Source organism: Delftia sp. Lp-1, from assembly GCF_020523835.1.
GTDB classification, from domain to species: domain Bacteria; phylum Pseudomonadota; class Gammaproteobacteria; order Burkholderiales; family Burkholderiaceae_C; genus Comamonas; species Comamonas acidovorans.
The window spans coordinates 28996-53197 of the sequence record NZ_JAJALJ010000004.1; the positions used below are offsets into that span (position 1 = coordinate 28996).

At 62.0% G+C, this 24202-nt stretch carries 22 protein-coding genes; 16 read left to right on the top strand and 6 right to left on the bottom strand.

Annotated elements, in window-relative coordinates; all coding sequences use genetic code 11:
- The first annotated feature begins 77 nt into the window (after positions 1-77).
- From flgG to LGR64_RS25360, 7 genes are all read left to right on the top strand, one after another.
- Complete coding sequence (gene flgG, locus LGR64_RS25330) at positions 78-860, top strand: flagellar basal-body rod protein FlgG (protein ID WP_013800362.1); 783 nt, start codon at positions 78-80, stop codon at positions 858-860.
- 175 nt (positions 861-1035) lie between these two features.
- Positions 1036-1743, top strand: a complete 708-nt coding sequence (locus tag LGR64_RS25335) for a flagellar basal body L-ring protein FlgH (protein WP_063327631.1) — start codon at positions 1036-1038, stop codon at positions 1741-1743.
- 20 nt (positions 1744-1763) lie between these two features.
- Positions 1764-2912 carry a flagellar basal body P-ring protein FlgI gene (locus LGR64_RS25340; RefSeq protein WP_012202558.1) on the top strand — a complete coding sequence of 383 codons (1149 nt, stop codon included), beginning with the start codon at positions 1764-1766 and terminating at the stop codon, positions 2910-2912.
- Entirely contained in the window at positions 2909-3871 is a 963-nt protein-coding gene (flgJ, locus tag LGR64_RS25345) for a flagellar assembly peptidoglycan hydrolase FlgJ (RefSeq protein WP_230357282.1), read from the top strand. The genes LGR64_RS25340 and flgJ overlap by 4 nt, the downstream gene beginning before the upstream one ends.
- 14 nt (positions 3872-3885) lie before the next feature.
- Entirely contained in the window at positions 3886-5850 is a 1965-nt protein-coding gene (flgK, locus tag LGR64_RS25350; protein ID WP_230357284.1) for a flagellar hook-associated protein FlgK, read from the top strand.
- Positions 5851-5873: 23 nt separating this feature from the next.
- Positions 5874-7073 carry a flagellar hook-associated protein FlgL gene (gene flgL, locus LGR64_RS25355; protein ID WP_071953705.1) on the top strand — a complete coding sequence of 400 codons (1200 nt, stop codon included), beginning with the start codon at positions 5874-5876 and terminating at the stop codon, positions 7071-7073.
- Positions 7074-7094: 21 nt separating this feature from the next.
- Positions 7095-8387: an HDOD domain-containing protein gene (locus tag LGR64_RS25360; RefSeq protein WP_034398042.1), complete on the top strand. Its 1293-nt coding sequence runs from the start codon at positions 7095-7097 to the stop codon at positions 8385-8387.
- A 143-nt stretch (positions 8388-8530) separates the two neighbouring features.
- On the opposite strand, the gene LGR64_RS25365 is transcribed toward LGR64_RS25360, so the two are convergent.
- The 6 genes from LGR64_RS25365 to LGR64_RS25390 all read right to left on the bottom strand — a co-directional run bounded on the left by LGR64_RS25365 (position 8531) and on the right by LGR64_RS25390 (position 16008).
- Entirely contained in the window at positions 8531-8830 is a 300-nt protein-coding gene (locus tag LGR64_RS25365; RefSeq protein WP_141832586.1) for a flagellar protein FliT, read from the bottom strand.
- Between the two features lie 2 nt (positions 8831-8832).
- Positions 8833-9246, bottom strand: a complete 414-nt coding sequence (fliS, locus tag LGR64_RS25370) for a flagellar export chaperone FliS (protein ID WP_071953706.1) — start codon at positions 9244-9246, stop codon at positions 8833-8835.
- 104 nt (positions 9247-9350) lie between these two features.
- Positions 9351-10772 (bottom strand): flagellar filament capping protein FliD, encoded by a 1422-nt coding sequence (fliD, locus tag LGR64_RS25375; protein WP_096916798.1) that lies wholly within the window; start codon positions 10770-10772, stop codon positions 9351-9353.
- A 176-nt stretch (positions 10773-10948) separates the two neighbouring features.
- Positions 10949-11821, bottom strand: coding sequence for a flagellin domain-containing protein (locus tag LGR64_RS25380; protein WP_088166672.1), 873 nt, complete (start codon positions 11819-11821; stop codon positions 10949-10951).
- 291 nt (positions 11822-12112) lie between these two features.
- Positions 12113-12964, bottom strand: a complete 852-nt coding sequence (locus tag LGR64_RS25385; RefSeq protein WP_012202549.1) for a flagellin domain-containing protein — start codon at positions 12962-12964, stop codon at positions 12113-12115.
- A gap of 248 nt (positions 12965-13212) precedes the next feature.
- Positions 13213-16008, bottom strand: coding sequence for an O-linked N-acetylglucosamine transferase family protein (locus LGR64_RS25390; RefSeq protein WP_230357286.1), 2796 nt, complete (start codon positions 16006-16008; stop codon positions 13213-13215).
- Positions 16009-16378: 370 nt separating this feature from the next.
- On the opposite strand from LGR64_RS25390, the gene LGR64_RS25395 reads away from it, so the two are divergent.
- The 9 genes from LGR64_RS25395 (at position 16379) to LGR64_RS25435 (ending at position 24200) form a co-directional block, all read left to right on the top strand.
- Positions 16379-16603 carry an acyl carrier protein gene (locus LGR64_RS25395; RefSeq protein WP_097204381.1) on the top strand — a complete coding sequence of 75 codons (225 nt, stop codon included), beginning with the start codon at positions 16379-16381 and terminating at the stop codon, positions 16601-16603.
- Between the two features lie 5 nt (positions 16604-16608).
- The gene (locus LGR64_RS25400) at positions 16609-17646 is read left to right on the top strand and encodes a ketoacyl-ACP synthase III (RefSeq protein WP_192368771.1); all 1038 of its coding nucleotides are present in this window, start codon (positions 16609-16611) and stop codon (positions 17644-17646) included.
- Positions 17647-17690: 44 nt separating this feature from the next.
- Positions 17691-18401: an SDR family NAD(P)-dependent oxidoreductase gene (locus LGR64_RS25405; RefSeq protein WP_230357288.1), complete on the top strand. Its 711-nt coding sequence runs from the start codon at positions 17691-17693 to the stop codon at positions 18399-18401.
- Between the two features lie 9 nt (positions 18402-18410).
- Positions 18411-19013, top strand: a complete 603-nt coding sequence (locus LGR64_RS25410) for an SDR family oxidoreductase (RefSeq protein WP_097204388.1) — start codon at positions 18411-18413, stop codon at positions 19011-19013.
- Positions 19014-19037: 24 nt separating this feature from the next.
- Positions 19038-19694 (top strand): acetyltransferase, encoded by a 657-nt coding sequence (locus LGR64_RS25415; protein ID WP_192368769.1) that lies wholly within the window; start codon positions 19038-19040, stop codon positions 19692-19694.
- 4 nt (positions 19695-19698) lie between these two features.
- On the top strand, positions 19699-20916 hold the full coding sequence (locus LGR64_RS25420; RefSeq protein ID WP_097204394.1) for a Rieske 2Fe-2S domain-containing protein: 1218 nt from the start codon (positions 19699-19701) through the stop codon (positions 20914-20916).
- Between the two features lie 163 nt (positions 20917-21079).
- A complete protein-coding gene (locus LGR64_RS25425) occupies positions 21080-21526 on the top strand; it encodes a UDP-3-O-(3-hydroxymyristoyl)glucosamine N-acyltransferase (protein ID WP_230357290.1) in 447 nt (148 codons plus the stop codon).
- Between the two features lie 102 nt (positions 21527-21628).
- Entirely contained in the window at positions 21629-22882 is a 1254-nt protein-coding gene (locus LGR64_RS25430; protein ID WP_230357292.1) for a WavE lipopolysaccharide synthesis family protein, read from the top strand.
- Between the two features lie 16 nt (positions 22883-22898).
- Positions 22899-24200: a cytidylyltransferase domain-containing protein gene (locus tag LGR64_RS25435; RefSeq protein ID WP_230357294.1), complete on the top strand. Its 1302-nt coding sequence runs from the start codon at positions 22899-22901 to the stop codon at positions 24198-24200.
- Positions 24201-24202: the final 2 nt, after the last annotated feature.

Consider the following 24202-nt stretch of genomic DNA (forward strand, 5'->3'; position numbering starts at 1 on the left):
GCCAGTCCCGCGCGATGTGCCAAGGATTCAAACGCTGAGACGGCGCAAGTCGCCACGGAAAACTGAAGGAAAACGCCATGATCAATTCACTGTTCATCTCCAAGACCGGCATGGAAGCCCAGCAGACCCAGCTGGACGTGATTTCCCATAACCTGGCCAACGTCTCGACCACGGGCTACAAGCGCGCCAGCGCGGTGTTCGAGGATCTGATCTACCAGAACCTGCGCCAGTCCGGTTCGCAGACGACCGAGCAGAACCAGTTGCCCACGGGCCTGCACCTGGGCCTGGGTGTGCGCACGGTGGCCACCTCGCGCAATTTCCTGCAGGGCGCCCTGCAGCAGTCCAACAATGCGCTGGACGTGGCCATCGACGGCAACGGCTTCTTCCAGGTCAACATGCCCGACGGCACCACGGCCTATACCCGTGACGGCTCCTTCCAGGTCGATGCGCAGGGCCAGCTGGTGACTGCCAGCGGCATGCCCATCGCCAACGGTGTGACCATTCCCCAGGGCGCGACCAAGGTGTCGATCAGCCCCGAGGGCGTGGTCAGCGTGACCATGGCCGGACAGGCCGCGCCCCAGCAGGTGGGCAATATCGCGATGAGCCAGTTCATCAATCCGGCCGGCCTGGAGCCGCGTGGCCAGAACCTGTTCACCGAGACCGCTTCCTCGGGCCAGCCCCAGCAGGGCCAGCCCGGCGTCAACGGCATGGGCATGATCAAGCAGGGCTACCTGGAAGGCTCGAACGTGAACGTGGTGCAGGAGCTGGTGACCATGATCCAGACCCAGCGCGCCTATGAAATGAATTCCAAGGCCATCACGACGTCGGACCAGATGCTGGCCAAACTCGCGCAGCTGTAATCGATCTCTCCCCCTGAGCGGCTTCGCCGCTTCCCCCTCTCTCGCTGCGCGGGAGGGGGACGACACCCTCGGTGCGGGGCGGCCCTTCCTCGGTGTCCCTGGGCTGGGACATGCCAGTTCTCGAGGGTGGGGTCTGCATGCGCAGCCATGAACCATTGAACCCGGGAACATCGCCATGACCCAACGAATCTTCTCCCTTTCCGCGACGGGCACATGCCTGGCGCTGGCGGCAGTCCTGTCGGGCTGCACGACGCTCAATGACCCGCCGCCGGTGGACATGCCGTCCACTGCGCCTCCGGTGCTGATGCCGGCCGCGCCCGTGGCGGGCAGCCCTACGGGCAGCCTGTTCAATGCCGCCAGCTACCGTCCCGGTTTCGAGAACCGGCGCGCGCGCCTGGTGGGGGACATGGTGACGGTGCAGATCGTGGAGCGCGTGACGGCCAGCCAGAAGTCGGATTCGGGCCTGAAGCGCTCCAACAAGACCACGGCGGGGATTTCTGCGCTGCCGCTGTTCTCGGGCAATGCGCTGGCCAATCTCAAGGACCGCTCGAACATCGGTTTCAACAACAACAACGACTACACGGGCTCGGGCTCGACGTCGAGCGACAACACGTTCACGGGCGCCATCAGCACGACGGTGGTCGATGTGCTGCCCAACGGCCATCTGGTGATCGCCGGAGAAAAGCAGATCGGCGTGAACCACAACGTGGATGTGCTGCGCTTCACGGGCACGGTGGACCCGCGCACGATGCAGCCCGGCAGCCTGGTCGCATCGACCCAGGTGGCCAATGTGCGCGTGGAATCGCGCAGCCGCGGACAGGCCGGGGAAGCGCAGTCAATTGGCTGGTTGTCCCGGTTCTTTTTGAACGTTATGCCGTTCTGATTCTCCGGAGAATGGACAGCATGAAAGTACTGTCCATGCTCCTGACATTGCGCCAAGCGCAGCGCCCCTTCTGGGTTGCAGCCGCCCTTGGCGCCAGCATGCTGACCCTGCCGGCGCATGCAACACGCATCAAAGAGGTCGCTGCCATCCAGGGCGTGCGCAGCAACCAGTTGACCGGCTACGGTCTGGTGGTCGGCCTCGACGGCACGGGCGACCAGACCACCCAGATGCCCTACACCAAGCAGGCCCTGGCCAATTACCTGGAGCAGATGGGCATCTCGCTGCCCGCCACAGGCAATTCGGGCCAGCTGCAGCTCAAGAACGTGGCGGCCGTGATCGTCACCGCCGAACTGCCGGCCTTTGCCCAGCCGGGCCAGGCCATCGACGTGGTGGTCTCCTCCGTGGGCAATGCCAAGTCGCTCAAGGGCGGCACCCTGGTGGCCACGCCGCTGCGCGGCGCCGATGGCGAGATCTATGCGCTGGCCCAGGGCAACCTCGTGGTCGGCGGCGCCGGCGCCTCGGCCGGCGGCTCCAAGGTACAGATCAACCACCTGAGCGCCGGCCGCGTGCCGCAGGGCGCCCAGGTCGAGCGCGCCGTACCCACCCCCATCAACGAAGGCGACAGCATCACGCTGGGCCTGAACGCCACCGATTTCCAGACCGCCGACAAGGTGGTGCGCGCCATCAACCAGCGCATGGGCCAGGGCGTGGCACAGGCGCTGGACGGGCGCACCGTGCGCGTGTCCGCGCCCCAGGACCCGGGATCGCGCGTGCGCATGATCGCCGAGATCCAGGAGATGCCGATCGAGACCTCCAAGCCCTCGGCCAAGGTCGTGATCAATGCACGCACGGGCTCCATCGTGCTCAACCAGGCCGTGACCCTGGGCCCCTGCGCCATCGCGCATGGCAACCTGGCCATCACCATCAGCACCACGCCGGTGATCAGCCAGCCCGGCGCCTTCTCGCAGGGCCAGACCGTGGTGGCCCAGAAGTCCGACATCCAGATCAAGCAGGAGCCCGGCAACATCATCAACATGCCCGGCTCCCCGCAATTGACCGACGTGGTGCGCGCACTCAACACGCTGGGCGCCACGCCCCAGGACCTGCTGGCCATCCTGCAGGCCATCAAGGCAGCAGGCGCCCTCAACGCCGAACTGGAGGTGATATGAGCATCGCACTTCCCAATGGATCGCAGACTGCGGCCAGCAATGCGCTGGCGGCCGACGCCCGGTCCCTCAACGCACTCAAATTCGCGGCCGGCGAGAACAGTCCGCAGGCCGCGAAGGAAACCGCCAAGCAGCTGGAATCGCTGTTCATGCGCGAGATGATCAAGAGCATGCGCGAGGCCACCATGAAGTCCGGCCTGCTGGACAGCGCACAGGGCAACCTCAGCACCGACATGCTGGACCAGCAGTTGTCGGTGGCCATGTCGGGCCAGCCCGGCGGCCTGTCGGATGCCATCACGCGCCAGCTGGCCCGCACCATGGGCTCGGAAGCCGCCGAGGATGCCGAGATCTCCGTGCCCTCCACACTGAGCATGAGCCGCATCGCCTGGCGCAGCACGGCCGGCAGCGCCAATGGCACCACAGGTGCCTGGAGCGGCAGCCGCAGCAGCGCGGCCCAGTCCGTCAACGCCTACGCGCCCGCGCCCAAGGGTCGTGACAACTTCGTCGCCCACCATGGCGACGCCGCTGCACGCGTGGCGCAGGAAAGCGGCATTCCGGCCGCCTTCATGCTGGGCCAGGCCGGACACGAGACCGGCTGGGGCAAGAGCGAAATCAAGAATGCCAATGGCAGCAATGCCCACAACCTGTTCGGCATCAAGGCCGGCAGGGGCTGGACGGGCAAGGTCGCCGAGGTCACGACCACCGAATACATCGACGGCGTGGCGCGCAAGGTCACGGCCAAGTTCCGCGCCTACGACTCCTACGAGGAGTCCTTCCGCGACTACGCGCGCCTGATCACCAGCAATCCGCGCTACGAGAAAGCCATGGGCAAGACCGACTCGGCCCTGGCCTATGCGACCGAGCTGCAGAAAGCCGGCTACGCCACCGATCCCGAATACGCCAGCAAGCTCAGCCGCGCCATCCAGAGCGCCGTGCAGAGCGCGGCACGTGCCCAAGCCTAACCAGAGAACACGTCATGAGCCTTTTGAACGTCGGGTCCCGCGCCCTGATGGCGAACCAGATCGCCCTGCAGACCACAGGCCACAACATCGCCAACGTCAACACGGCCGGATATTCGCGCCAGAGCGTGGCCTTCCAGACCTCGCCGGGCCAGAACATGGGCAGCGGCTACATCGGCAATGGCGTGGATGTGAACACCATCCTGCGCAACTTCAATGACCTGCTCAACCGCCAGGCAGCCACGGCCAGCGCCGTGTCGGCGGCCGACTCGGCACGTGCCACCTCGCTGGCGCAGATGCAGGAAGTGTTCGGCGGCGGCAAGACTGGCCTGGGCGCGGCGATCACCGACATGATGAATTCGTTCGGCGACGTGGCCGGTGCGCCCACCGACCCGTCGGCGCGCCAGGTGGTGCTCACGCGCATGAACGAGCTGGCGGCGCGCTTTCGCTCGGCATCGGCCCAGCTGGACGAGCTGGACTACAGCGCCAAGCAGCAGATGGGCAACGATGTGACCGTGGTCAACAGCCTGGCCGGCCAGGTGGCCACACTCAATGCGCAGATCAGCCGCTCCATCGCCTCGGGCCAGACGCCCAACGACCTGCTGGACCAGCGCGACCAGCTGGTGCGCAACATCAACAAATACGTGCAGACCAGCCAGATCCCTGCGGACGACGGCAGCATCAGCCTGTTCGTGGGCGGCAGCCAGCCGCTGGTGCTGGGACCCAATTCCGCCCAGCTCACGCTCAAGGAAGCCACCGAGTTCCCGGGCAGCGGCAAGATGGCCCTGTACTTCCAGCAGCCCGGCGGCCAGAACGTGGAACTGACGCCCTCCATGCTGGGTGGCGGCGAGATCGCCGGCCTGCTGCAGTTCCAGGGCAGCGACCTGACCGAGGGCCGCAACCTGCTGGGCCGCATGGCCCTGGCCATTGGCGACTCGCTGAACGAGCAAAACAACCTGGGCCTGACGCTGTCGGGACAAAGCGGCAGCAATCTGTTCAAGCTGTCCATGGTCAGCAACGGCTCGACCACGGGCGCGCAGTGGACAGGCGCCACCACGCCGACGACCACGGTGGTCGACTCCAGCCAGCTCAAGGCATCCGACTACCAGATCGTCTTCGGCAGCACGGCCCCAGCTGGCAAGGTCATCCGCCTGTCGGACGGCAAGGTCACGGACTTCACCAACATGGCCGACCTGAGCTCCAAGGAGATCGACGGCCTGCGCTTCGACCTCAAGGCCGAAGGCGTGTCGGGCAACACCGTGCTGTTCCGCCCCATGGCGGCGGGCGCCCACGACATCCAGGCCGCCGTGCACTCGCCCAACGACCTGGCTGTGGCCAACCCCGTGGCGGCCAGCATCAAATCCCTGGGCGACGCCACCCTGCAAATGGGCGGCATCCAGGTCAGTGCCGGCTTCAACATGGCAGGCTTTGCTGGCGCCGAGGTGTCGTTCAGCAAGAACGCCACCGGTCAGCTGGAATACACCATCACCCCGGCACCCGCAGGCGGCATTCCCGCCACCGGCCTCTACACCTCCGGCCAGCCGATCCAGCTGGCACCGGGCCTGCAGGTCAAGATCACCGGCACGCCCGCCATCAACGGAACCACCAGCGACAAGGTCACGCTGGGCAAGGCCACCGACCCGCAATACGGCACGGCCTATCAGCGCGATGCGGGCAATGCCAGCTCCTTCCTGGCCCTGCGCGACAGCAAGCTCTTCGATGGCTCGACCACGCTGAGCGACGGTTTTTCCACTGCCATGGCCCAGGTCGGAACGCGCACGCAGAGCGCGCAGTACGCGGCCAAGCTGTCCGAGACCATTGCCAAGAACCTGGAGGCGGACCGCACGGCCGTCTCGGGCGTGAACCTCGACGAAGAGGCCGCCAAGCTGCTGCAGTACCAGCAGTCCTACCAGGCCTCGGCCAAGATGCTGCAGGTCGCGCAAAGCATTTTCGACAGCGTTCTGCAGACCGTGGGCCGCTGATCACAGGACAGGAGCATTCCACCATGAGCATCTCCCGCATTGGCACGGCCAACATGTACGAAAGCACCATCAACAACCTGAACTCGCGCAACACGAGTCTGGTGGACCTGATGGAAAAGACCACCTCCGGCAAGCGCGTGGTGCGCGCCAGCGACGACCCCGTGGCCGCCGCACAGGCCGAACGCGCACTCACGCGCATCTCCCGCTCCGAAAACGACCAGCGCGTGCTGGGCCTGCAGCGCGATGTGATGGCCCAGGGCGAATCCAAGCTGGGCACGGCCCAGGACGCGCTCAAGGACTTCCGCGACCTGATCCTGCAGTCCGGCAATGGCTCCTATGACCAGAAGGCGCGCGATGCGCTGGTGCAGCAGCTCGAGAGCCTGCGCAACCAGGTGCTGAGCTACGCGAATGCCAAGGACTCCAACGGCCTGCCCATCTTCCGCGGGCTGGGCAGCAAGGAAGATCCTCTTGTCAACAACACCCCCGGCGCCAACTCCCAGTTGCAGCCAGGCCAGGCCACGGGCAGCGAGAACGGCTTGCCGCTGGCTCTGGACGGCTTTGCGACCTGGATGAACGTGCCCACGGGCAACGGCGTCTTCGCCGTGTCGCGCCAGTCGCCCACGGGCAGCTCGGCCTATGCCGACCTGGGCACGGTGTCGGACCCCAGCGCCATCACGGGCGCCAGCTACACCCTGAATTTCACCAAGGACGCCACGACGGGCGCCCTGAGCTACACCGTCACCTCCGGTGGCACGACCGGTGCGGCCGTTCCCTACACGGCCGGCGACAGCATCACCGTGGGCGGCATGTCGATGAAGATTTCGGGCAACCTGGCCACGGGCGACAGCTTCACGCTGGGCCCCAGCCAGCGCACCGACCTGTTCAGCGTGCTGGACAACGTGATCGCGGGCGTGAAGAACGGCGCCACCGATGCCGGCGCCATGCAGCAGGCGCTGGGCCGCGGCCTCAATGAACTCGATGCCGGCATGAGCCGCGTCCAGGCCATGCGCAGCTTCGCCGGCGACCAGCTCAACCGCGCCGACCGCCTTGAAGACGACATGAAGAACCAGGCGGACCAGCAGGAAGCGGCGCGTTCGCGGGCCGAAGACATCGATATGATCAAGGCCCTCTCCGATGTGGACATGCAGAAGGTGGGCATGCAGGCTGCCTTGCAGTCCTATGCCTCGATCCAGAAACTGTCACTGTTCAACTTCATCAACTGATAGCCACCCGCGCATGCATCCATGGTCCAGTCCGTCCTGAGCTCTCTGACCCTCGGCTATAGGCCGCTCTGGAACCAGGCCCGCCGTCTGGCGGGCGTGCAGCTTTATCTTCACGAGGAACCCGGCGTCCAGGCCGACGTGGCCCACCTGCTGCGCATACTGCGCGAGACCTGGGGCACGCAGTCGCCGCCGGTACTGCTGTCGCCCCAGTCGCGCCAGGTGCTGTGCGACCTGCTGGAAAACGCCTCCAAGGGCAGCCCCTGGATCGAAGTGCGCGGCGACTGGCTGCAGGACTCCGCCATCTACGACCTGGTGCGCCAGGCGCATGCGCGCGGCCTGATGCTGGTGTGGCGCGGGCCGCTGTCCGATGTGCCCGACGCCCAGGCCGCCCACTGGTTTGCCAGCAGCCTGCTGCACCTGCCGCCCGAAGGCGCCTCGGGCATGCAAAACCAGACAGCGCTTGCGCTGCAACAGGCCGCGCAGGCAGCCCAGGCACCGACCAAGCTGCAGGCCCTGAAGCAGGCCGCCAGGCCCGCGCCCACCCTGCCGCCCCTGCAACTTCTGGGCGGCCAGATGTACGAGGGGCTGGACAGCCTGGCCCTGACCGATCTGTGCCTGGACAGCTTCCATGCGGGCGCCATCGCCGGCTGGCCCGTGGCCGATACGCTGCATGCCCAGCGCCATCACGCCGCCCTGCCCAGCCGCGACACCGTGCTCGCACTGATGCGCGCCGTCGATGCCGAGCAATCGATCGAGGCCTTCGAGCAGATCCTGGGCGAGGACCCCATCCTGGCCTATCGCTTCATGCTCTACACCAACTCCGCAGCCCTGGGCCTGCGGGGCAATGTGGACTCGCTGCGCCGCGGCCTGGTGATGCTGGGATACGGCACGCTGCAGCGCTGGCTGTCCGACCAGCTGCCCCACGCCTGCACCGAGCCCAGCCTGGTGCCCGTGCGCACCGCCATCCGGCTGCGCGCCAGCCTGACCGAGCGACTGATCGAGGCCGGCATCAGCCACGACCTGCAGCGCGAGGTCTATCTGCTGGGCCTGCTCTCGCAGCTGGACCAGCTGCTGGGCGAGCCCCTGCCCACCGCGCTGCGCCGCATTCCCGTGTCCGAGCGCGTCTTCGACGCCGCCGTGACGCGCACCGGCCCCTACGCGCCGGCCCTGCTCATGGCCATTGCGCTGGAGTCCGACGATCCCGCACCGATTCGCCAGCTGCGCGAAGAACACGCCTTCGAGATCGAGGACGTGAACCGTATCCTGCTGCGCATGCTCAGCGAACTGCAGGTGCAGCCCGCGCCTGCGGCCTGATCAGTCCACAGCGGCCGGGTGGGAAGCCTCAGCCGCCCCTGGCATCCGCAGATTCCGCCCATAAAAAAACCGCCTGAACATCAGGCGGCTTTTTTTTGGCCGGCAGGAAGGCTGCGGATGCAACTCCTGCCGATCTGCCCTGCTCAATGCATGGCGTGAGGCTGGCCGTCGAACATGTGCTCGAACTGTGCCAGCCAGGGCTCGGCCAGCGTGCGGATCTGGGCATCGTTGCGCAGGATACGCTGCATGATGCGGGCCTTCTCCTTGCGCTGATCGGGCGCCAGCGGCTCCTCATGCGACTTGAGCCGCAGCTGCTCGATCAGCACGGCACAAGTGCCCTCGTAGCGCGTCACCCCCTCCCAATCCTTGTTCTGTGCGGCCTGCAGCATCTTGGCGCTGCTGTCTTCTATGGCACGGTAAAAGTCAATCAATGTCAGCTCCATTTCTAGGTCCCGGCAACGGCTGGCGTGTTGGCGATGTCGCGCCAACCATGGGCAATCGGAGCCAGCACATCCTGCGCGCTTTGCAGCAGCGCTGTGTCGTTGCGCAGATTGGCCAGCGTCAGCTGGGTGATGCTGTAGTCGTAGACGGAAATCAGGTTCTGGGCCAGCTCGCCACCTTCATCGGGATTGACAGAGGCCTTCAGGCCTTCTTCCAGAATGCGCACGGCCTTGCCGATCTGCACACCCTTCTCACCGATGTCGCCACGCTGCATGGCTCCCTTGGCCGCGTTCAGCGCTTTTTCAAGCGCATCGAACAGCAGCTGGATCAGCTGGTGGGGCGATGCGCCGTCCACGGAGGACTGGACGCCAACCTGGGCGTAGGCACTTGCAGCACGGCGGTTGAGCGATGTGTACATGTTCGTTTCCTTGATGTCTTGTTCTTCGGCTGCAATGCCTGAAAATTTAGAGGCACCGGGCATTGGTTACAGAAAACACGACCGCCGCTCCGCATGGCTCCTATTTATTTATTCCACTGGGAAACCTGCTGGTTCATGTAGGCACTGAGCGCCGAGTAGCCGCTCATCTTCTTGTCCAGCGACGCGTACTGCTCACGCAGGCGCTTTTCCAGCGAATCGGCCTGGTCGTTGATCCGGTCCTGGGACTTGCCGTTGCTCTTCTTGAGCTCCTGCAGGCTCTTGCTCTTGGTGTCGAAGGTGCCATCGAACTCCAGCGCCTTGCGCGTGAAATCCTTCATGCGCGCGGCCAGGCCTTGCGTATTGGGCTGCCCGTCCGTACCCACCGCGGCAAACATCTTGCTCATGGACTCGGGATCCTTCAGCGCCGCGTCCAGCTTGGTCTTGTCGCTGGCCGTCGTACCGTAGGCCAGCTTGCCGCCCTTCTGGATCTGTATGCCCATGTCGGACAGGCGCTTGAGCGTGTCCGCTCCGCCATCGACCGAGCCCGAGACCACGCTGCGCAGGCTGTTGGTCATGCCCACCGTGGTGGAATCACCCTGCAGCAGCCCCGCCACCTTGCTTTCGGCGTCGTATTTGGTCGAACTGGACAACGCGTCGTTGAGCGCGTTGTAGGCATCCATGAAGGCCTGGATCTTCTTCTTCATGCCCTCGGTGTCCGAAGACACCGTCACCGTCACCGGAGTTGCTGGAGCTGTCTCCTGGTTCACTGTGATGTTGAGACCCGGCAGAGTCTGCTTGAATTCGTTGGTGGTCGATTGCACCTTGATGCCGTTGACTGTCACCTCGGCATTCTGGGCGTACTGCGCCACGGAGCCCGAGGTGGCCGCGCCATTGAACGCCAGAGCAGACAGGCTGGCATCGCCACTGGCACCCACAGTGAAGCCCGCATCCGCACCGGTGCTGCGTGAGCGCAGGACAAGGCGTTCGCCCTGGGCATCCTTGAGCACTGAAGCCACCACGCCGGCGCCCTTGCTGTTGATGGCCTGGACCACGTCCTCCAGCTTGGCGCCTGCTGCGATATCGATATCCAGCGGTGTTCCAGGGTTGCTGAACTGGCTTCCGTCCGTGTTCCAGGTTCCCATGGTGATGGTGAGCTTACCCGCGCCGAACTGCGTGTCCTTCGGCATGATGCCGGTGGCCACCGATTGGCTGCGCGCCAGCTTGTCCACCGAGATTACCGAAGAACCCGGCAGTGCATTGGCGTCCGTGACCGAAACCGCCACGGCCGTACTGGTCGTGGCAGCATTGGTCAGGCGCCACGTATCGGCATTGGCCAGCGAAGTGGCCGCGTCCTGAAGCGTGGACATCAGGGACTTGATCTGCCCGAACGTGGATATCTTGGAATCCAGGACAGACGCTTTTTGCTGAAGCGGAACCAGTGACTGCCTTTGCAGGGCCACCAGTTTGGCGATCATCGTCTCGTCCAGGCCGCTGCCGCTGATGCCAGCTGAACTCAAGGTGGCCATGACCATCCCTTTCTAAGTGCAGAACACCTCCGCGCCATAGCGCAGAGCGCGTCCTTGCGAACACGCACACCAAATGCCCGAGAGCATTCCCCGGTATCTTATCGACCGGTTTTTCTGGAACCTGAGGCTTTTTTTGGCTACGCCCCGCGCAGCCCGCCAGAGCCCCTGGCTCCCTCTTACTGGATCAGCTTGAGCACCGACTGGGGCAGCTGGTTGGCCTGGGCCACCATGGCTGTGCCGGCCTGCTGCAGGATCTGCGTGCGGCTCAGGTTCGCAGTTTCAGCGGCGAAGTCGGCATCCATGATGCGCGAGCGTGCGGCCGAAGTGTTCTCGGCAGCCACCTGCAAATTGGAGATAACGGCTTCAAAGCGGTTCTGGGCTGCACCGAAGGTGGCGCGTGTGTTGTTGACCTGGTCCAGCGCCGTATCGATGGCCGCCATGGACAGGCGTGCATCAGGGGCCGAGCTGCCTGCGCCGAGCAGCGAGCCCAATGCTCCGCCCAATGTCGGCGGCGTGCCCGCAGTGATGTCCAGACCGCCAGGCGCAGCACCTGTCAGGTTCACGGCCATGATCGTGATCTGGTTGTCGGCGCCGGTATTGGCTCCGACCTGGAACACGGTGGGATTGTTGTTGTCCAGCAGCTGGCGGCCGTTGAAGCTCGTGCTGCCGACAATACGGGCGATTTCCTGTGCCAGTTGCTGGAACTCCTTGTCCAGCGAGCCACGGTCCGTCGTGCCGTTGGTGTCGTTAGCGGCCTGCACGGCCAGCTCACGCATGCGCTGCAGGTTGTCGCTGAGCTTGCCCAGCGCGCCTTCGGCCGTCTGCGCCATGGAAATGCCGTCATTGGCATTGCGCATGGCCACATTCATGCCGCGCACCTGGGCGTTCATGCGCTCGGCAATGGCCAGGCCCGCCGCGTCGTCCTTTGCACTGTTGACGCGCAGACCCGAGGACAGGCGCTGCATGGTCGTGCTCAGCGACGACTGGGATGTGCTGAGATTGCGCTGGGCGTTAAGCGAAACAAGATTGGTGTTGATGATGGATGCCATGGGGCAGCTCCTCGTTAGGCATGAACAATGGCCAACCGTTCGACGACCCCAAGCCGCCAGAACGCCAGAAAGCACGCCAGGACTTCCAGCTCTGCCTATCTGATGCCAACGATTGTGCGGAAAAGCCCCTGCGCCAAAGCGCCGATAAAGCCCATGATCCGGCGCCAATTCACCCTTCGAACACCCTCTTCGCCCACTCTTTCGGCCATAAAAAAACCCCAGGCAGATGCCTGGGGTTTGGAGAATTCCGGCCGTCTCCTGCTTGGGAAGGCAACCGGACTCGTACTACGATCAGCGCAGCAGGGCCAGGACGCCCTGGGGCAGCTGGTTGGCCTGGGCCACCATCGCCGTGCCGGCTTGCTGCAGGATCTGCGAGCGGCTCAGGTTGGCGGTTTCCGAAGCGAAGTCGGCATCCATGATGCGGCTACGGGCCGAAGCGGTGTTCTCGGAAGCCACTTGCAGGTTCGAGACCACGGCCTCGAAGCGGTTCTGCGTGGCGCCCAGCACGGCGCGCTCGGAGTTGACCGTGTCCAGAGCCGTGTCCAGGTTGGAGATCACGGTGGCCAGGGCGGTAGCGTCCAGAGCCGTGGTGGCATCGGAACCGATCGAGGCGCTGGTGATGCCGGTGATGTCGGCGTTCGTGCCCAGGTCGCTCGTGGTAACGGTGATCGAGTCGTTGGCCGAGGTGTTGGCGCCGACCTGGAAGTTGATGGCGCCGGAGTCGGTGCTCAGGATCTTCTTGCCGTTGAAATCAGCGCCCTTGATCACGCGGTCGATTTCCTTGCCCAGCTCGACGAATTCCTTGTTCAGCGAAACCTGGTCCTTGGCGCCGTTGGTGCCGTTACGGGCTTGCACAGCCAGTTCACGCATACGCTGCAGAGCGTCGGTCACCTTGGACAGGGCGCCTTCAGCGGTCTGCGCCATCGACACGCCGTCGTTGGCGTTGCGCACTGCCACGTTCATGCCGCGGACCTGGGCATTCATGCGTTCTGCGATGGCCAGGCCAGCGGCGTCATCCTTGGCGCTGTTGACGCGCAGGCCGGACGACAGGCGCTGCATGGTGGTGGACAACGAGCTTTGCGAAGTCGACAGGTTGCGCTGAGCGTTCAGCGATTGCACGTTGGTGTTGATAGACATGGCCATGGTGACAACTCCTAGTAAAGTCAGTTACGTCGCCGCCACGGTGCCCTCGCTTATCGCAAGGCGGGCGGCGGCGGCCCAATCCGACCATCGGCCGCTTTCACATCGAATTACGCGGCTTTTGGTGGGCTCAGGACTTTTTGTCCCTCTGCTGAGTTGGTTTTCGGAGCTGCCCCGGCGAACTTTAGGGGGACTTCACAAGATTTTTTGCACCGCGCGGCATGGCCATCCGCGCGGCGCCTGATTCGCTGTTACAAAACGGGCGCCACGGGAGCGGACAGACCCAGATCCTCATAGGAGACACACAGATCCACAGGCTCCTGTCCCTGGCACCAGCGGGTCCAGGCCTGGCGCATCCCCATCGCCACCGAGCGCGCCACGATATCCGCCTGTTGCGGCTCCTGGTCCTGCAGGCGTGCACGCAGCCCCTGGCGTATCTGCTGCAGCTGCGGCAAATGTGCCTGCCAGTACGCAGCCTGGTCCAGCAATTGCGCCAGGTCCCGCGCTGCAAAGCCCTGGGCCAGGCCCACACGAGCCATCACTTCGGCCGACTGCCGCCCCGCCAGCAGCTCCCCCATCAGCGTCAGCGTGGGCACGCCCATCCACAGGGCGTGGTTGGTGACCACTCCGCCGGTGAAGGGCAGAGTATCCAGGCAGATATCTATGTCATGGTGGGCCTGCAGATAGTGCTCGAATCCCATCTGCTCCACAAAATCGACGCGCTGCGCGGCTACGCCCTCCTCGGCCAGCCATTCGCGCAGGTTCTGCGGAGGACCGGAACGGGGACAGGCCGCGATCTTCAGCCGCGCCGTGGGCAGCGTGCGCAGCACCTCGCCCCAGACAGAAACCACCTTGCGGTTGATCTTGGACAGGCGGTTGAAGGAGCCAAACGTCAAATGCCCGTTGCGCAGCGCCGGCAGTGGCGCCACGGCCTCCTGGTGGATACCTCCGTCGAAGACGTAGGCCAGCGGAACACGCATCAGCCGCTCCGTCAGCTGGGTCTTGAGCAGTTCATCTTCCAGGATCAGGTCGCTGAGCACAATGTAGTCCATGCTCTCCAGGCCTGTGCTGCCGGGGTTGCCTATCCAGGTCATCTGCAGCGGTGCGGGCTTGGCGGCAAACAGATCCAGCCGGTGCCCGCGCGTATGGCCGCTCAGATCGATCAGGATATCGATGCCGTCGGCCCGCACCAGGTTCGACAGCGACTGCACATTCATATCCCGGATACCGCGCCACAGCTGGAACAGGCCCTGGAACTCCTTGGTGACTTCGTCGTGGATCTCGTTGTTGCAATAGGCAACGCACACCAGGTCGCCATGCCGGGACAGCTCGCGCATCACCGGCAGGAAGAACTTGGCGGCCGCATGGGCGCGAAGATCGCCGGACACAAAGCCCAGGCGCAATGTCTTGCCCGGGTCGCGGGCATTGTCATGCCCGGTCCCTTGCTTCCCCGCGGAGTGACGCCGCATAAGCGCGCCATATTCGCGGTTGGCCCACCCCACCGAGGCCGCACTGGCCTCAGGCGAATGGATCATGGCGAACAGGCGCGCGCTGTAGGCGGGCTCGTAGTCCGGGTGCAGCTTCACCAGTTCATCCAGCTGTTGCATGTGGCTCTGGGCATCGCCGCAGCGGTCCCAGTAGGCGGCACGCTGGAACATCAGCTCCCGGTCACCGGGCAAGCGCTCCAGCGCGGCCGTCAGCGCCTGGTCGAGCCGGGGCAGATCACGGGTTTCAAGCAGTACGTGGCAACGGATGATCTGCGCGCGAGCGCTATCAGGCTGAATGCGCAGCGCTTCTTCAAGCAGTTCCAACGCTTGATCCCACTTCTTCTGGGCGAACAGCGTGAAGGCCGTTTCGCAGAGAAGCACCGCATTGTCGGGACGCAATTGCAGCGCCTTGCGCAAGCAGGTTTCGGCTTCTCCCAGTCGGCCGCCGGCACACAGCAGCAACGCCAGATGCAGCAGCAGTTCCAGGCTGCCGGGATCGAGCTGCAGCGCCATGCGATAAGCCGTTTCCGCCTGCAGCTCCCAGCCAGCCTCGCCCAGCACATGGGCGCTCGCCAGGCACAAGCGCAGGTCCTCGGGCCGCTGCTGCATAAGCAGCACCAGGAACTGCGCACATTCCTGTAGCCGTCCGGTCTTCTGCAGCGCAGCGGTCAGCCGCGACAGCGTGTCCACATCCTCGGGATCGAGCAGCAGCGCGTTAACGTAGCAAGGCAGGCTGTCATCGGTACGGTCCTGGGCACAAAGCGCATCGCCCAGATGCGAGAAAGCCTGGGTCCAATGCGGCCGCAGCGCCAAAGCCGCGCGCATCGCACGCTCGGCCTCGGCCGCGTGGCCTGCCTGCAGGCAGATACCACCCAGGTTGAACTGCACCTCGGCATCGCGCGGCAGCAGAACGGCTGCCTGGCGCGCTGCCTGCAGGGCCGCCTCGAGGCGGCCGTTCGCATGATCGGCTGCCGCCTTGAGCTTCCAGACCAGGCCGCTCTTGGGGTACTGGCGCACCAGCGAACCCGCCAGCTGGCTGGCCTCGGCATGCTCGCGCTGGGAGAACAGCTGCATCAGCAGCCGCAGCTGCGCATCGGGCACCCGGCCCCGGCCATCGCCGGCAGCAGGCGCCATCTCCGGCTCAGCAGGCCCCAGCGGCCAACGCGCGGCCTGCTCCTCCAGAAACGCTGCGGCCTGGGCGCCCTGCACCAGAGCCACATCCTTTTCCAGCTGCTCCAGCGCAATCTCCTGCATGCCGTTGGCCCGTGCCACGTCGATCAGCGAGATAGCCATGTCCAGCAGCCCCTCGCGGATCAGCATGTGGATGTACAGGCGCCAGTAGCCAAAATCCGCAGGCCGCACGCCGATGGCCGCCTCCAGATAGGGCAGCGCCTCTGCGCTGCGCAGCTGGTGCAGACCCAGCAGCTGCGCCATGCCGTGCAGGGCCTCGGCATGGGCAGGCTCCTGCTCCAGCACCTTTTCATAGGCTTGGCGAGCCTGCTCGAACTGCCACTGGTCGTGCAACTGGCGGGCCTGCTGCAAATGCTCGTTCGTATTCATCTTGGTCATCAAGGTTGCGGGCAAGCGCCCCACCACAGGCCCGGCCTCCAAGCCGACACCCGCACAAATGCCGCCATCGTGCAGGCAAGCCGGCAAACACGGCCCCTGGATAAGCGGGAGCAAACCGCATTTCTTCCACTTTTATCAAGTGGCCCGGTCACCGCCTGCTACAAAACAGGAAGCACCCCAGGGAGCCATATGCCATCATCCCCCGGGGTCCGCCAGGACAGCATCGCCCCACGCAGCATCGGAACAGGACTCGCTTTTGCCCACAGTTCCAGCCTTCCGGCGCAGAGGCGCTCTGCGAAAATTCATCGAAGCGTTTGCCCTCATAGGCAGGCGCCCAGCCTATTTTTCAGGAACCCATCCCATGCCCTCCATTGACCAATTCATCGAAAGCTTTCTGACCGCCGTGGACTTCCAGGAGGCCGTGGAAGTGACGCCCGAGACCGAGCTCAAGAGCCTGCCCGAGTGGGACTCGCTGGCGGCGCTGGGCGTGATCGTCATGTTCGATGTCGAGTTCGGCAAGACCATCACCGGCGACGACATCAAGAACTGCGTTACCGTCAACGACCTCTACAAGCTCCTGGGCTGAACACCATGGCGCTGTCCACCCTGCACAACGTCCGCTTTGCGGGCATGGCCAGTTGCGTTCCCAAGCGGATCATCTCCAACCTGGAGGACTGTCCCCCTTCGCAGCGCACCGAGCGCGAGCGGCTGGTTCGCAACATCGGCATCCAGACCCGCCGCATCTGCCCGGAATGGCAATGCTTCTCGGACCTGGCCTTTGTGGCTGCGGAGAAGCTGCTGGAAGAACTGCAGTGGCAGCGCGAAGAGATCGATGCGCTGATCGTCGTCACGCAATCGCCCGACTATCCCATTCCCGCCACGGCCATCATTCTTCAGGATCGCCTGGGCCTGTCGCACGGCACCATCGCCTTTGATGTGAATCTCGGCTGCTCAGGCTACCCCTTCGGTCTGCACCTGCTGGGGAGCATGATCTCGGCAGGCGGCGTGAAGAAAGGCCTGTTGCTGGTGGGCGACCGGTCTGCGACCGTCAAGGACCCCCTTTTCTCGGACGCGGGCACGGCCACGGCGCTGGAATTCGATGCCAGCGCCGCCCCGATGCACTTCGACCTCAACAGCGACGGCAGCGGCTACAAGGCCATCATGCTGCCGGCTGGCGGCCACCGCGAGCCCTATGGCGTGCAGCATCTGATTCCCACCCGCGACGAGCATGGCTATCTGCGCACGCCGGCAGACCTGATCCTCGACGGACCGGCCGTTCTGAGCTTTTCCACCCAGCGCGTGCCACCAGCCGTGGAGCGCCTGCTGGAATACTCCCAGGTGGCCAAGGACGATATCGACTACTTCGTCTTCCATCAGGCCAACCGGATGATCAACGAGACCATCCGCAAGAAGCTGGGCCTGCCTGTCGAGAAGGTGCCCTCCACGCTGCACGACCTGGGCAACACCAGCGGAGCGTCCCTGCCCGTCACCATGACCGCACGGCTCAACGCGCAACTGCAGGGGCAGCGCAACAGGCTGCTGCTCGGTGGCTTCGGCATAGGCCTTTCCTGGGGCACAGCCATCGTGGATATAGACCAGGCCCGCTTCCCCGCACTGATCGAAGCATGACAGGCTTCGTCGACCCCTTCTCTCTGGAAGGAAGGCACATACTCGTGACAGGTGCCAGCTCCGGCATCGGTCGCGAGATCGCCCTGCAATGCGCCCACATGGGCGCCCAGGTGTCCATCACGGCGCGCAATTCCGAGCGCCTGCAGTACACCCTGGCCCAGTTGGGCGAAAAGGGCCAGGATGGACTGGTCGCCGACTTGGCCAGCGAATCCGATCTGGATCGACTGGTGCAGGCCGTGCAACCGCTGCATGGACTGGTCCATGCAGCGGGCATATCCCAATTGGTGCCGTTCCGAATGGCACGGGCCAAACACCTGAACGACACATTCAACAGCAATACGCTGGCCCCCCTGCTGCTGACGCAAAAACTGGTGGCAGGGCGAAAGTTGCTGCCGCAGGCATCCATCGTCTTCATCGCCGCCGTGGCCTCGCATGCGGGGCCTGTTGCGAGTGCCGCCTATGCGGCCAGCAAGTCCGCGCTGCTCGGAGCCTCCCGCTCCATCGCAGAGGATCTCTCCAAACACGGCATCCGCGTCAACTGCATCGCCCCCGGCTATGTGCAGACGCCCATGCTGGAGGCCCTGGGCCAGGGCGGCGCCAATCTGCACGAGCGTACCCAATGGGCGCCCCTTGGCCTGGGCCAGCCTGAGGATATTGCCCACGCAACCACATTCCATCTCAGCGATGCCAGCCGTTCAATCAACCGCGGGTATTTCATGGTGGACGGGGGCATCTCCATTTCCATGGGCCTCTAACTGCATAACATGAACTCTGCCCATGCTCCTGCGCTGCCCCGTAGCGCCTCGCACCCCTTCTCCCTGGACGGCAAGGCCATACTCGTGGTCGGCGCCGATACGCCCACGGGCCGGCAGGCGGCCGACACGCTCGCCCGCAGGGGGGCGCAGGTGATCGAGCAGTCGGCGTTCACCCCTGTGAAGACGGCGCTCGACGGATTTCTGTACTGCACAGCCTCGGCGCAGGCACCGATGGGCCTGGCAGACATCACGGAAAACCTCCTGCAGCAGTTCATCGCCAGCCGCCTTGCGGCGCCCGTTCTTGCGATCCGCCAGCTGATGGAAGACGGACTGCTGCGTGAAGGGGCCTCCATCGTCCTGGAGAAGATCAGCTTCGCCAACGCTGGGGATCACCGCTTCGTGAGCTTGGAAGGTGGCCTGGGCTCCCTGACTGCCAGCCTGGCGCTGGAATGCGCTGCGCGCGGCATCCGCGTCAACGCCATCACCACCAAGGCCTTTGCAGAGGCGCATGACAGGGAGGACTTCGCCCATGCGGCCGTCTATCTGCTGTCCCCTGCGAGCCGCTGGGTCACCGGCAGCGACCTGGTCATCACCGGGCAGGCCACCAGATAAGACGATTGAATGAACGAAGAACGCATGAAGAAAGTTTGGATCATCGGCGCCGGCGGTTGGGGACGCGAGGTCGTCTTCCTTGTCCGGGGCCAGCCGGCCTCCGACCGGCAGTGGGTACTGCAAGGCTTCCTCGACAGCCGGCCCCACATGCTGGACAACTATGACAATCAGGGCCTCGCCATTCATGGCGACCCGCTGGCACACAGGCCGCAGGACGATGAACTATTCGTCTGTGCCCAGGGCTCTGCCGCCATGCGTCAGAAATATGCCGAGACCCTGCTTGCCAAAGGCGCGCAGTTCATCAGCATCATTCCACCGGGCACCTATGTCCCGGACAGCGTGCGCATAGATACAGGGTGCATTTTCTCGCCCAATGTGCAAATCAGCCCCGATGCCCATATCGGCCCCTTCACCAACATCCATTCGCTCACCGTGCTGGGCCATGACGTGCAGACCGGCAGCTATTGCCAGATCGGCGCCATGGCGTTCCTGGGCGGCGGCGTGCAACTGGGCGACCTGGTCACCGTCCATCCCCATGCCACCATCCTGCCGGGCATACGCATAGGCGACGGGGCAAGCGTCGGAGCCGGCGCAGTCGTAGTCAAGGATGTTCCAGCGGGCGCCACCGTCTTCGGCAATCCCGCACGCGTGATCTTCCACGCGCCATCCGGACAGGAGTGAACCGATGCGTTCACGGATGCACCCAAGCTACTACCTGTCTGCCGACATCTTCGAACGCGAACAGCAAAAGCTCTTTCGCAAGCTCTGGTTGTTCGCGGGCCTCAAGACCCTGCTGCCGGAAAACAACTGCTTCATCACGCGCAAGATCGCCGGCATTCCCGTCGTCATCCAGAATTTCCAGGGTGAGTTGCACGCCTTCGAGAACGTGTGCCTGCACCGCAGTGCCCCCTTGCAGTCGGAGCCCGTGGGCCGTCGGCCATTGGTGTGCCAATACCATGCTTGGAAATACGACGCCGCAGGACAGGTCAGCAATATTCCCCATTGCGATGCGCTCTACCAGTTCAGCGAACCGCAGAAAAAATCCCTGAAGCTGCGTGAATTCGCCTTGCGCGCGGTCGGCAACCTGCTGTTCGTCAATCTGAGCGATGACCCGCTGCCACTGGAGGAGCAGTTCTCGGCGCAGTTCCTGGCCTCGCTGGAAAGCAGCTCCAGTGCCTATGACAGCGAAGTCATGGTGACGACTTGGCAATGCCGCTTCAACTGGAAGCTGGTCCAGGAAAATCTACGCGACAACAACCATGTCGCTTTCCTGCACCCACGCACGCTGGCCCCGTTCGTGAGCTTTCTGCCAGTGGTCGATCCGGCCTGCGCCGCAGAAACGCAAGAACCCCTGACCGATATCAGCACGGCGGGCCTGCGCCAGGAGATGCGTTATTTCAGCTATGGGGGCCCGGAAGGAACACCATCCGAATACCAGTCCTTAGGCTGGCACGCCAATGTCGAGCGCTGGCGGCCCAATACGGAATCCGCAGATGCTCAGGTCGTGGATGGAAGAGTGCACAACCAGCCAGTGGTTGGCGAATGCCAACAGGATGCCTATTTCAACTGGCTGGCCTTCCCGAACTTGCACATCGCCAGCGGCAACGGCGGTAACTCCTTCGTCATCGAACACTACATTCCAGTTGCCCCGGACCGCACCGACGTGGATATCTATCGTTTCACGGCACGCAAAAAGCGGCCCAACCCAGCGTCAACCCAAATACTTTTGTCCGAGATGCATCACAGCAGGCTGATTCTCGGCGAGGACTTCGGCATGCTGGAGAAAGTGCAATCCATCTTGCATTCGCAAGCCCCCGTGCCAACACAAGGCATCTACGAAACAACCAATCGGCTCATCGAACGCTGGTACACCACCTTGCTGGAGACGGAACATGGCCTGTAGGTGGATCATCGGCGCCGGCGCTGCCTTGGAAAGGGCGCATGAATCCTGGTGCCGCTCCTTTCCAGATTCAAAAATCGAAAAGATTCCCCTCGTCCAGAATGCACAGTATGAATTCGATCTTGAACCACTGAATGCCATAAGCCCCGGCGAGGGTTCAGCCTTCGTGGCGTTCGACGAGCGTTTCGGCAACTTCAAGCGTGTGGAACTGATGCAGGCTGCCATGGAGCGAGGCTTCAAGCTGGCCTCCTTCGTCAGCCCCCGCGCCATGGTGGCCGGCGGCGTGCGCATCGGCCCCAACGCTTTCGTGGGCGATGGCGCCATCGTCGGCCATGGCTGCCGCATCGACTACAACTGCTTCCTGCTGCCAGGTGTGTGCCTGGGAAGCGACGTGCACTTGCGTGCTTCCTGCTGGCTGGAGTCCGCCGTCGTCGTCGGTGATGGCGCACAGATAGGCGCGCACAGCATCCTGCGCAGCGGTGCCCTGGTGGCCGCTGGCGTGCAGGTAGGCCGCGGCTGTGAACTGGGCTGGCCCCGGCGCTATGACAAGGACATCGCAGCCAAGACGGTGTATGACCCGCGCTATGACGCCCCCATCCTTGTTTATGGGTGAGGTCAGGCTCAAAAGTTTTAGTGCGACAAGATCTCAGTTTTTCTTATTCGCTCCTATCAAATTAGCTTCAGCTCGAATCCACTTATTATCCCCAGCATCACCATGGCTATAATCACTGGTAATCTTGAACGAATTCTACTGAAATACCCAGAAATTGACCTGACCAAGGTTCGCCTCATCGGCTGGGGAGCCGGCCAATACTTTCATTATCAATACCCACTCATCAAAGATCGTCTACAGCTCGCGTATACCGTCTGCCCCAATCCCAAAAATCATGGAAAAACCATAATGGGACTGGAAGTACGTTCTCCAGAATCTCTACACCAAGAATGCAAAGAAAATACTATCGTTGTAATATTTGCAGAACGCTACTTCGACATTATGCACGCGTTGAGAGATCGGTTCAACGATCTCCGCAGTGTTAACGCCTGCACACTAGAAGTAAACGATGGCGCCTTGCTTACAGAAATGGATGATTTTCGAAATTTGAATATCACCCCCATACAAAGAACGTGGAAATCGAGGGCGCGTTTTGGGATTTTTATTCAAGGCATGGCCATGGCACATACTCCTTATGTACTTGCTTGGAATCGCATGCACCATCCACATGCCTATCAGTGTATGGTTACTTGGGATCACCTAGATCCAGCACTACTGGAAAGATGCCGCGCGTGGGTTGACAAGCTTATACTTGTTCCTCAACCCGAAAATACAGGAATTCTATTTCTTAATACAGCTTTGCGCTCTGCACGCATAGGCGTTGAACATCTAGCGGAGCAAGGCATTGAATTTTCTGTGCGTTGCCGAAGTGACAATATTTTAGCAGGCTCACTTAACGAAGTGGTTGAGCGTCATTTTTCCCGAGAAAGAAATCATGGAAAAATTGCAATATCCATTCATAGTTGGCCGCATTTGCCTTTCATGTTTAGTGAGAAAACCATGCTTGCACGGACTACGGACATGCTCAAGCTCTGGTCAATGCCCGAAGATCCCAGAAGCACAGAGCACCTCGATTATCAAGTACCAAGCAATGCGCACTTTTTAGAGTTAAAACGCGCAGTTCCAGAAGTATTACTTTGGAGTAGCTACGCAAAGTCTCTTGGTTACTCCACAGACACTCTGGAGGATTCTCATAATTTCCAACGTGCCTGCCTACTTCCTTTAGAGCCAAACTTGCGCTGGCAATCTCTAAAATTTATACCTCTATTTCATATCATAGCCCAGCGTGATCGATGGTGGAATATAGAGCAATGGGAGAAAATTTATACAGACCCAGAGAGCGCACGCGAACATGCACAAGCCTTGCAAAATCTAGACATGAGCGTTGAAGATTTCTGGCAACAGAAAGTCGGATAGAAATCCAGGAATATTTATGCCAAAAATTGTCGCATTTGTCCCCGCCAAAAGTTCCAGCGAAAGAATTAACAACAAGAATCTTACCATCCTTGATGGCGAGTATTTATTCAAACGAAAACTGCGTCAGTTGCTGGCATGCCCAATGATTGATGAGGTTTATCTAGATACCGATAGCGATGAAATTGCGGCTCTGGCCGCAGATCTTCCAATCCTTAGGCTAAAACGCCCCCATAAATTAGCCACCAACAGCACTGATGGACATGAGCTTTTCGAATGGGAATGCTCAACCGTCAATGCCGACATCTATATCCAAACTCTGTGTACTGCACCGTTTATTGATGCCTCGACAATAGAACGAGCCATAGAGCAGCTACTAAGAACACCAAAAGCAGATTCACTAGTAGCGATTACCAAGGAAAAACAATATCTCTGGGAAAACAATAACCCAATTTACCTTCAAAACGGACGAATACCAAATAGCGTAGATCTACCAACAAGCACGATTGAAGCGATGTCGCTTTATATGGTCCGTGGTTCGGAAAAACGCCCTCGCCACCGCTATGGAATAAACCCCACTTTATTTGAAATAACGCCACAAGAGGCCATTGACATTAACTGGCCAGAAGATCTATTGCTAGGAGAGACCATTGCCGCAGGAATACGAGCACAAGAAAATCTTCGCCTGAGCATGCTACGCCCACACCTGAAAACTGCCATGCTTTCAGATATCACCCGAGAATTGGGCCTGCAATGCACTCTCCCACATGAGATCTCACCACGAGGTTTACAGCGCAATCTTCTAGGAAGGGCAAAAACATTGCTACTTATTCCTGCGGATGAAAAAAATCACTGGAAAGGCATTTATAACGCACTGGAATCATATGATTTTGTTCGTCCCGGCGACATCATAGTTGTTGAGAATCGTATTCCCGAGCGGGCATATTTCGGCAATCTTAATGCATCGCTTGCGATCCGTGCAGGAGCATCAGGAGCAATCATCGATGGAGTAACGCGAGATTCTGCAGAGGTTGCCAGCTTAGAATTCCCCGTTTACTCAAGAGGCCACTACTGCAGAGATATAAAATTCGACGGAACTGTGAAATCCATCAACATGCCCATAAAAATCGGTGAAGTTTCTATAAAGAACGATGACTACATCATTGCCGATCATGATGGCGCCGTCGCTATTCCACAAGAACACTGGCAGAGGGTCTTGCAATTAGCATGGGAAACAATTGAAAAAGAGAAAATAATTACAACACTCGTTGCAAAAGGAATCTCAGCAAAAAACATTTTCAAAGAAATGGGCGCCTTTTGACG

Bases quoted from the DNA above. Each gene is read 5' to 3' on its own strand.
- fliD (WP_096916798.1), bottom strand. From the start codon at position 10,772: ATGGCCACCTTGAGTTCAGCTGGCATCAGCGGCAGCGGCCTGGACGAG.
- LGR64_RS25385 (WP_012202549.1), bottom strand. From the start codon at position 12,964: ATGGCCATGTCTATCAACACCAACGTGCAATCGCTGAACGCTCAGCGC.
- fliS (WP_071953706.1), bottom strand. From the start codon at position 9,246: ATGTACACATCGCTCAACCGCCGTGCTGCAAGTGCCTACGCCCAGGTT.
- LGR64_RS25410 (WP_097204388.1), top strand. From the start codon at position 18,411: ATGAACTCTGCCCATGCTCCTGCGCTGCCCCGTAGCGCCTCGCACCCC.
- flgJ (WP_230357282.1), top strand. From the start codon at position 2,909: ATGAGCATCGCACTTCCCAATGGATCGCAGACTGCGGCCAGCAATGCG.
- LGR64_RS25335 (WP_063327631.1), top strand. From the start codon at position 1,036: ATGACCCAACGAATCTTCTCCCTTTCCGCGACGGGCACATGCCTGGCG.
- LGR64_RS25380 (WP_088166672.1), bottom strand. From the start codon at position 11,821: ATGGCATCCATCATCAACACCAATCTTGTTTCGCTTAACGCCCAGCGC.
- LGR64_RS25420 (WP_097204394.1), top strand. From the start codon at position 19,699: ATGCGTTCACGGATGCACCCAAGCTACTACCTGTCTGCCGACATCTTC.
- flgG (WP_013800362.1), top strand. From the start codon at position 78: ATGATCAATTCACTGTTCATCTCCAAGACCGGCATGGAAGCCCAGCAG.
- LGR64_RS25360 (WP_034398042.1), top strand. From the start codon at position 7,095: ATGGTCCAGTCCGTCCTGAGCTCTCTGACCCTCGGCTATAGGCCGCTC.
- LGR64_RS25400 (WP_192368771.1), top strand. From the start codon at position 16,609: ATGGCGCTGTCCACCCTGCACAACGTCCGCTTTGCGGGCATGGCCAGT.
- LGR64_RS25395 (WP_097204381.1), top strand. From the start codon at position 16,379: ATGCCCTCCATTGACCAATTCATCGAAAGCTTTCTGACCGCCGTGGAC.
- LGR64_RS25415 (WP_192368769.1), top strand. From the start codon at position 19,038: ATGAAGAAAGTTTGGATCATCGGCGCCGGCGGTTGGGGACGCGAGGTC.
- flgK (WP_230357284.1), top strand. From the start codon at position 3,886: ATGAGCCTTTTGAACGTCGGGTCCCGCGCCCTGATGGCGAACCAGATC.
- LGR64_RS25430 (WP_230357292.1), top strand. From the start codon at position 21,629: ATGGCTATAATCACTGGTAATCTTGAACGAATTCTACTGAAATACCCA.
- LGR64_RS25435 (WP_230357294.1), top strand. From the start codon at position 22,899: ATGCCAAAAATTGTCGCATTTGTCCCCGCCAAAAGTTCCAGCGAAAGA.
- LGR64_RS25365 (WP_141832586.1), bottom strand. From the start codon at position 8,830: ATGGAGCTGACATTGATTGACTTTTACCGTGCCATAGAAGACAGCAGC.
- LGR64_RS25340 (WP_012202558.1), top strand. From the start codon at position 1,764: ATGAAAGTACTGTCCATGCTCCTGACATTGCGCCAAGCGCAGCGCCCC.
- LGR64_RS25390 (WP_230357286.1), bottom strand. From the start codon at position 16,008: ATGAATACGAACGAGCATTTGCAGCAGGCCCGCCAGTTGCACGACCAG.
- flgL (WP_071953705.1), top strand. From the start codon at position 5,874: ATGAGCATCTCCCGCATTGGCACGGCCAACATGTACGAAAGCACCATC.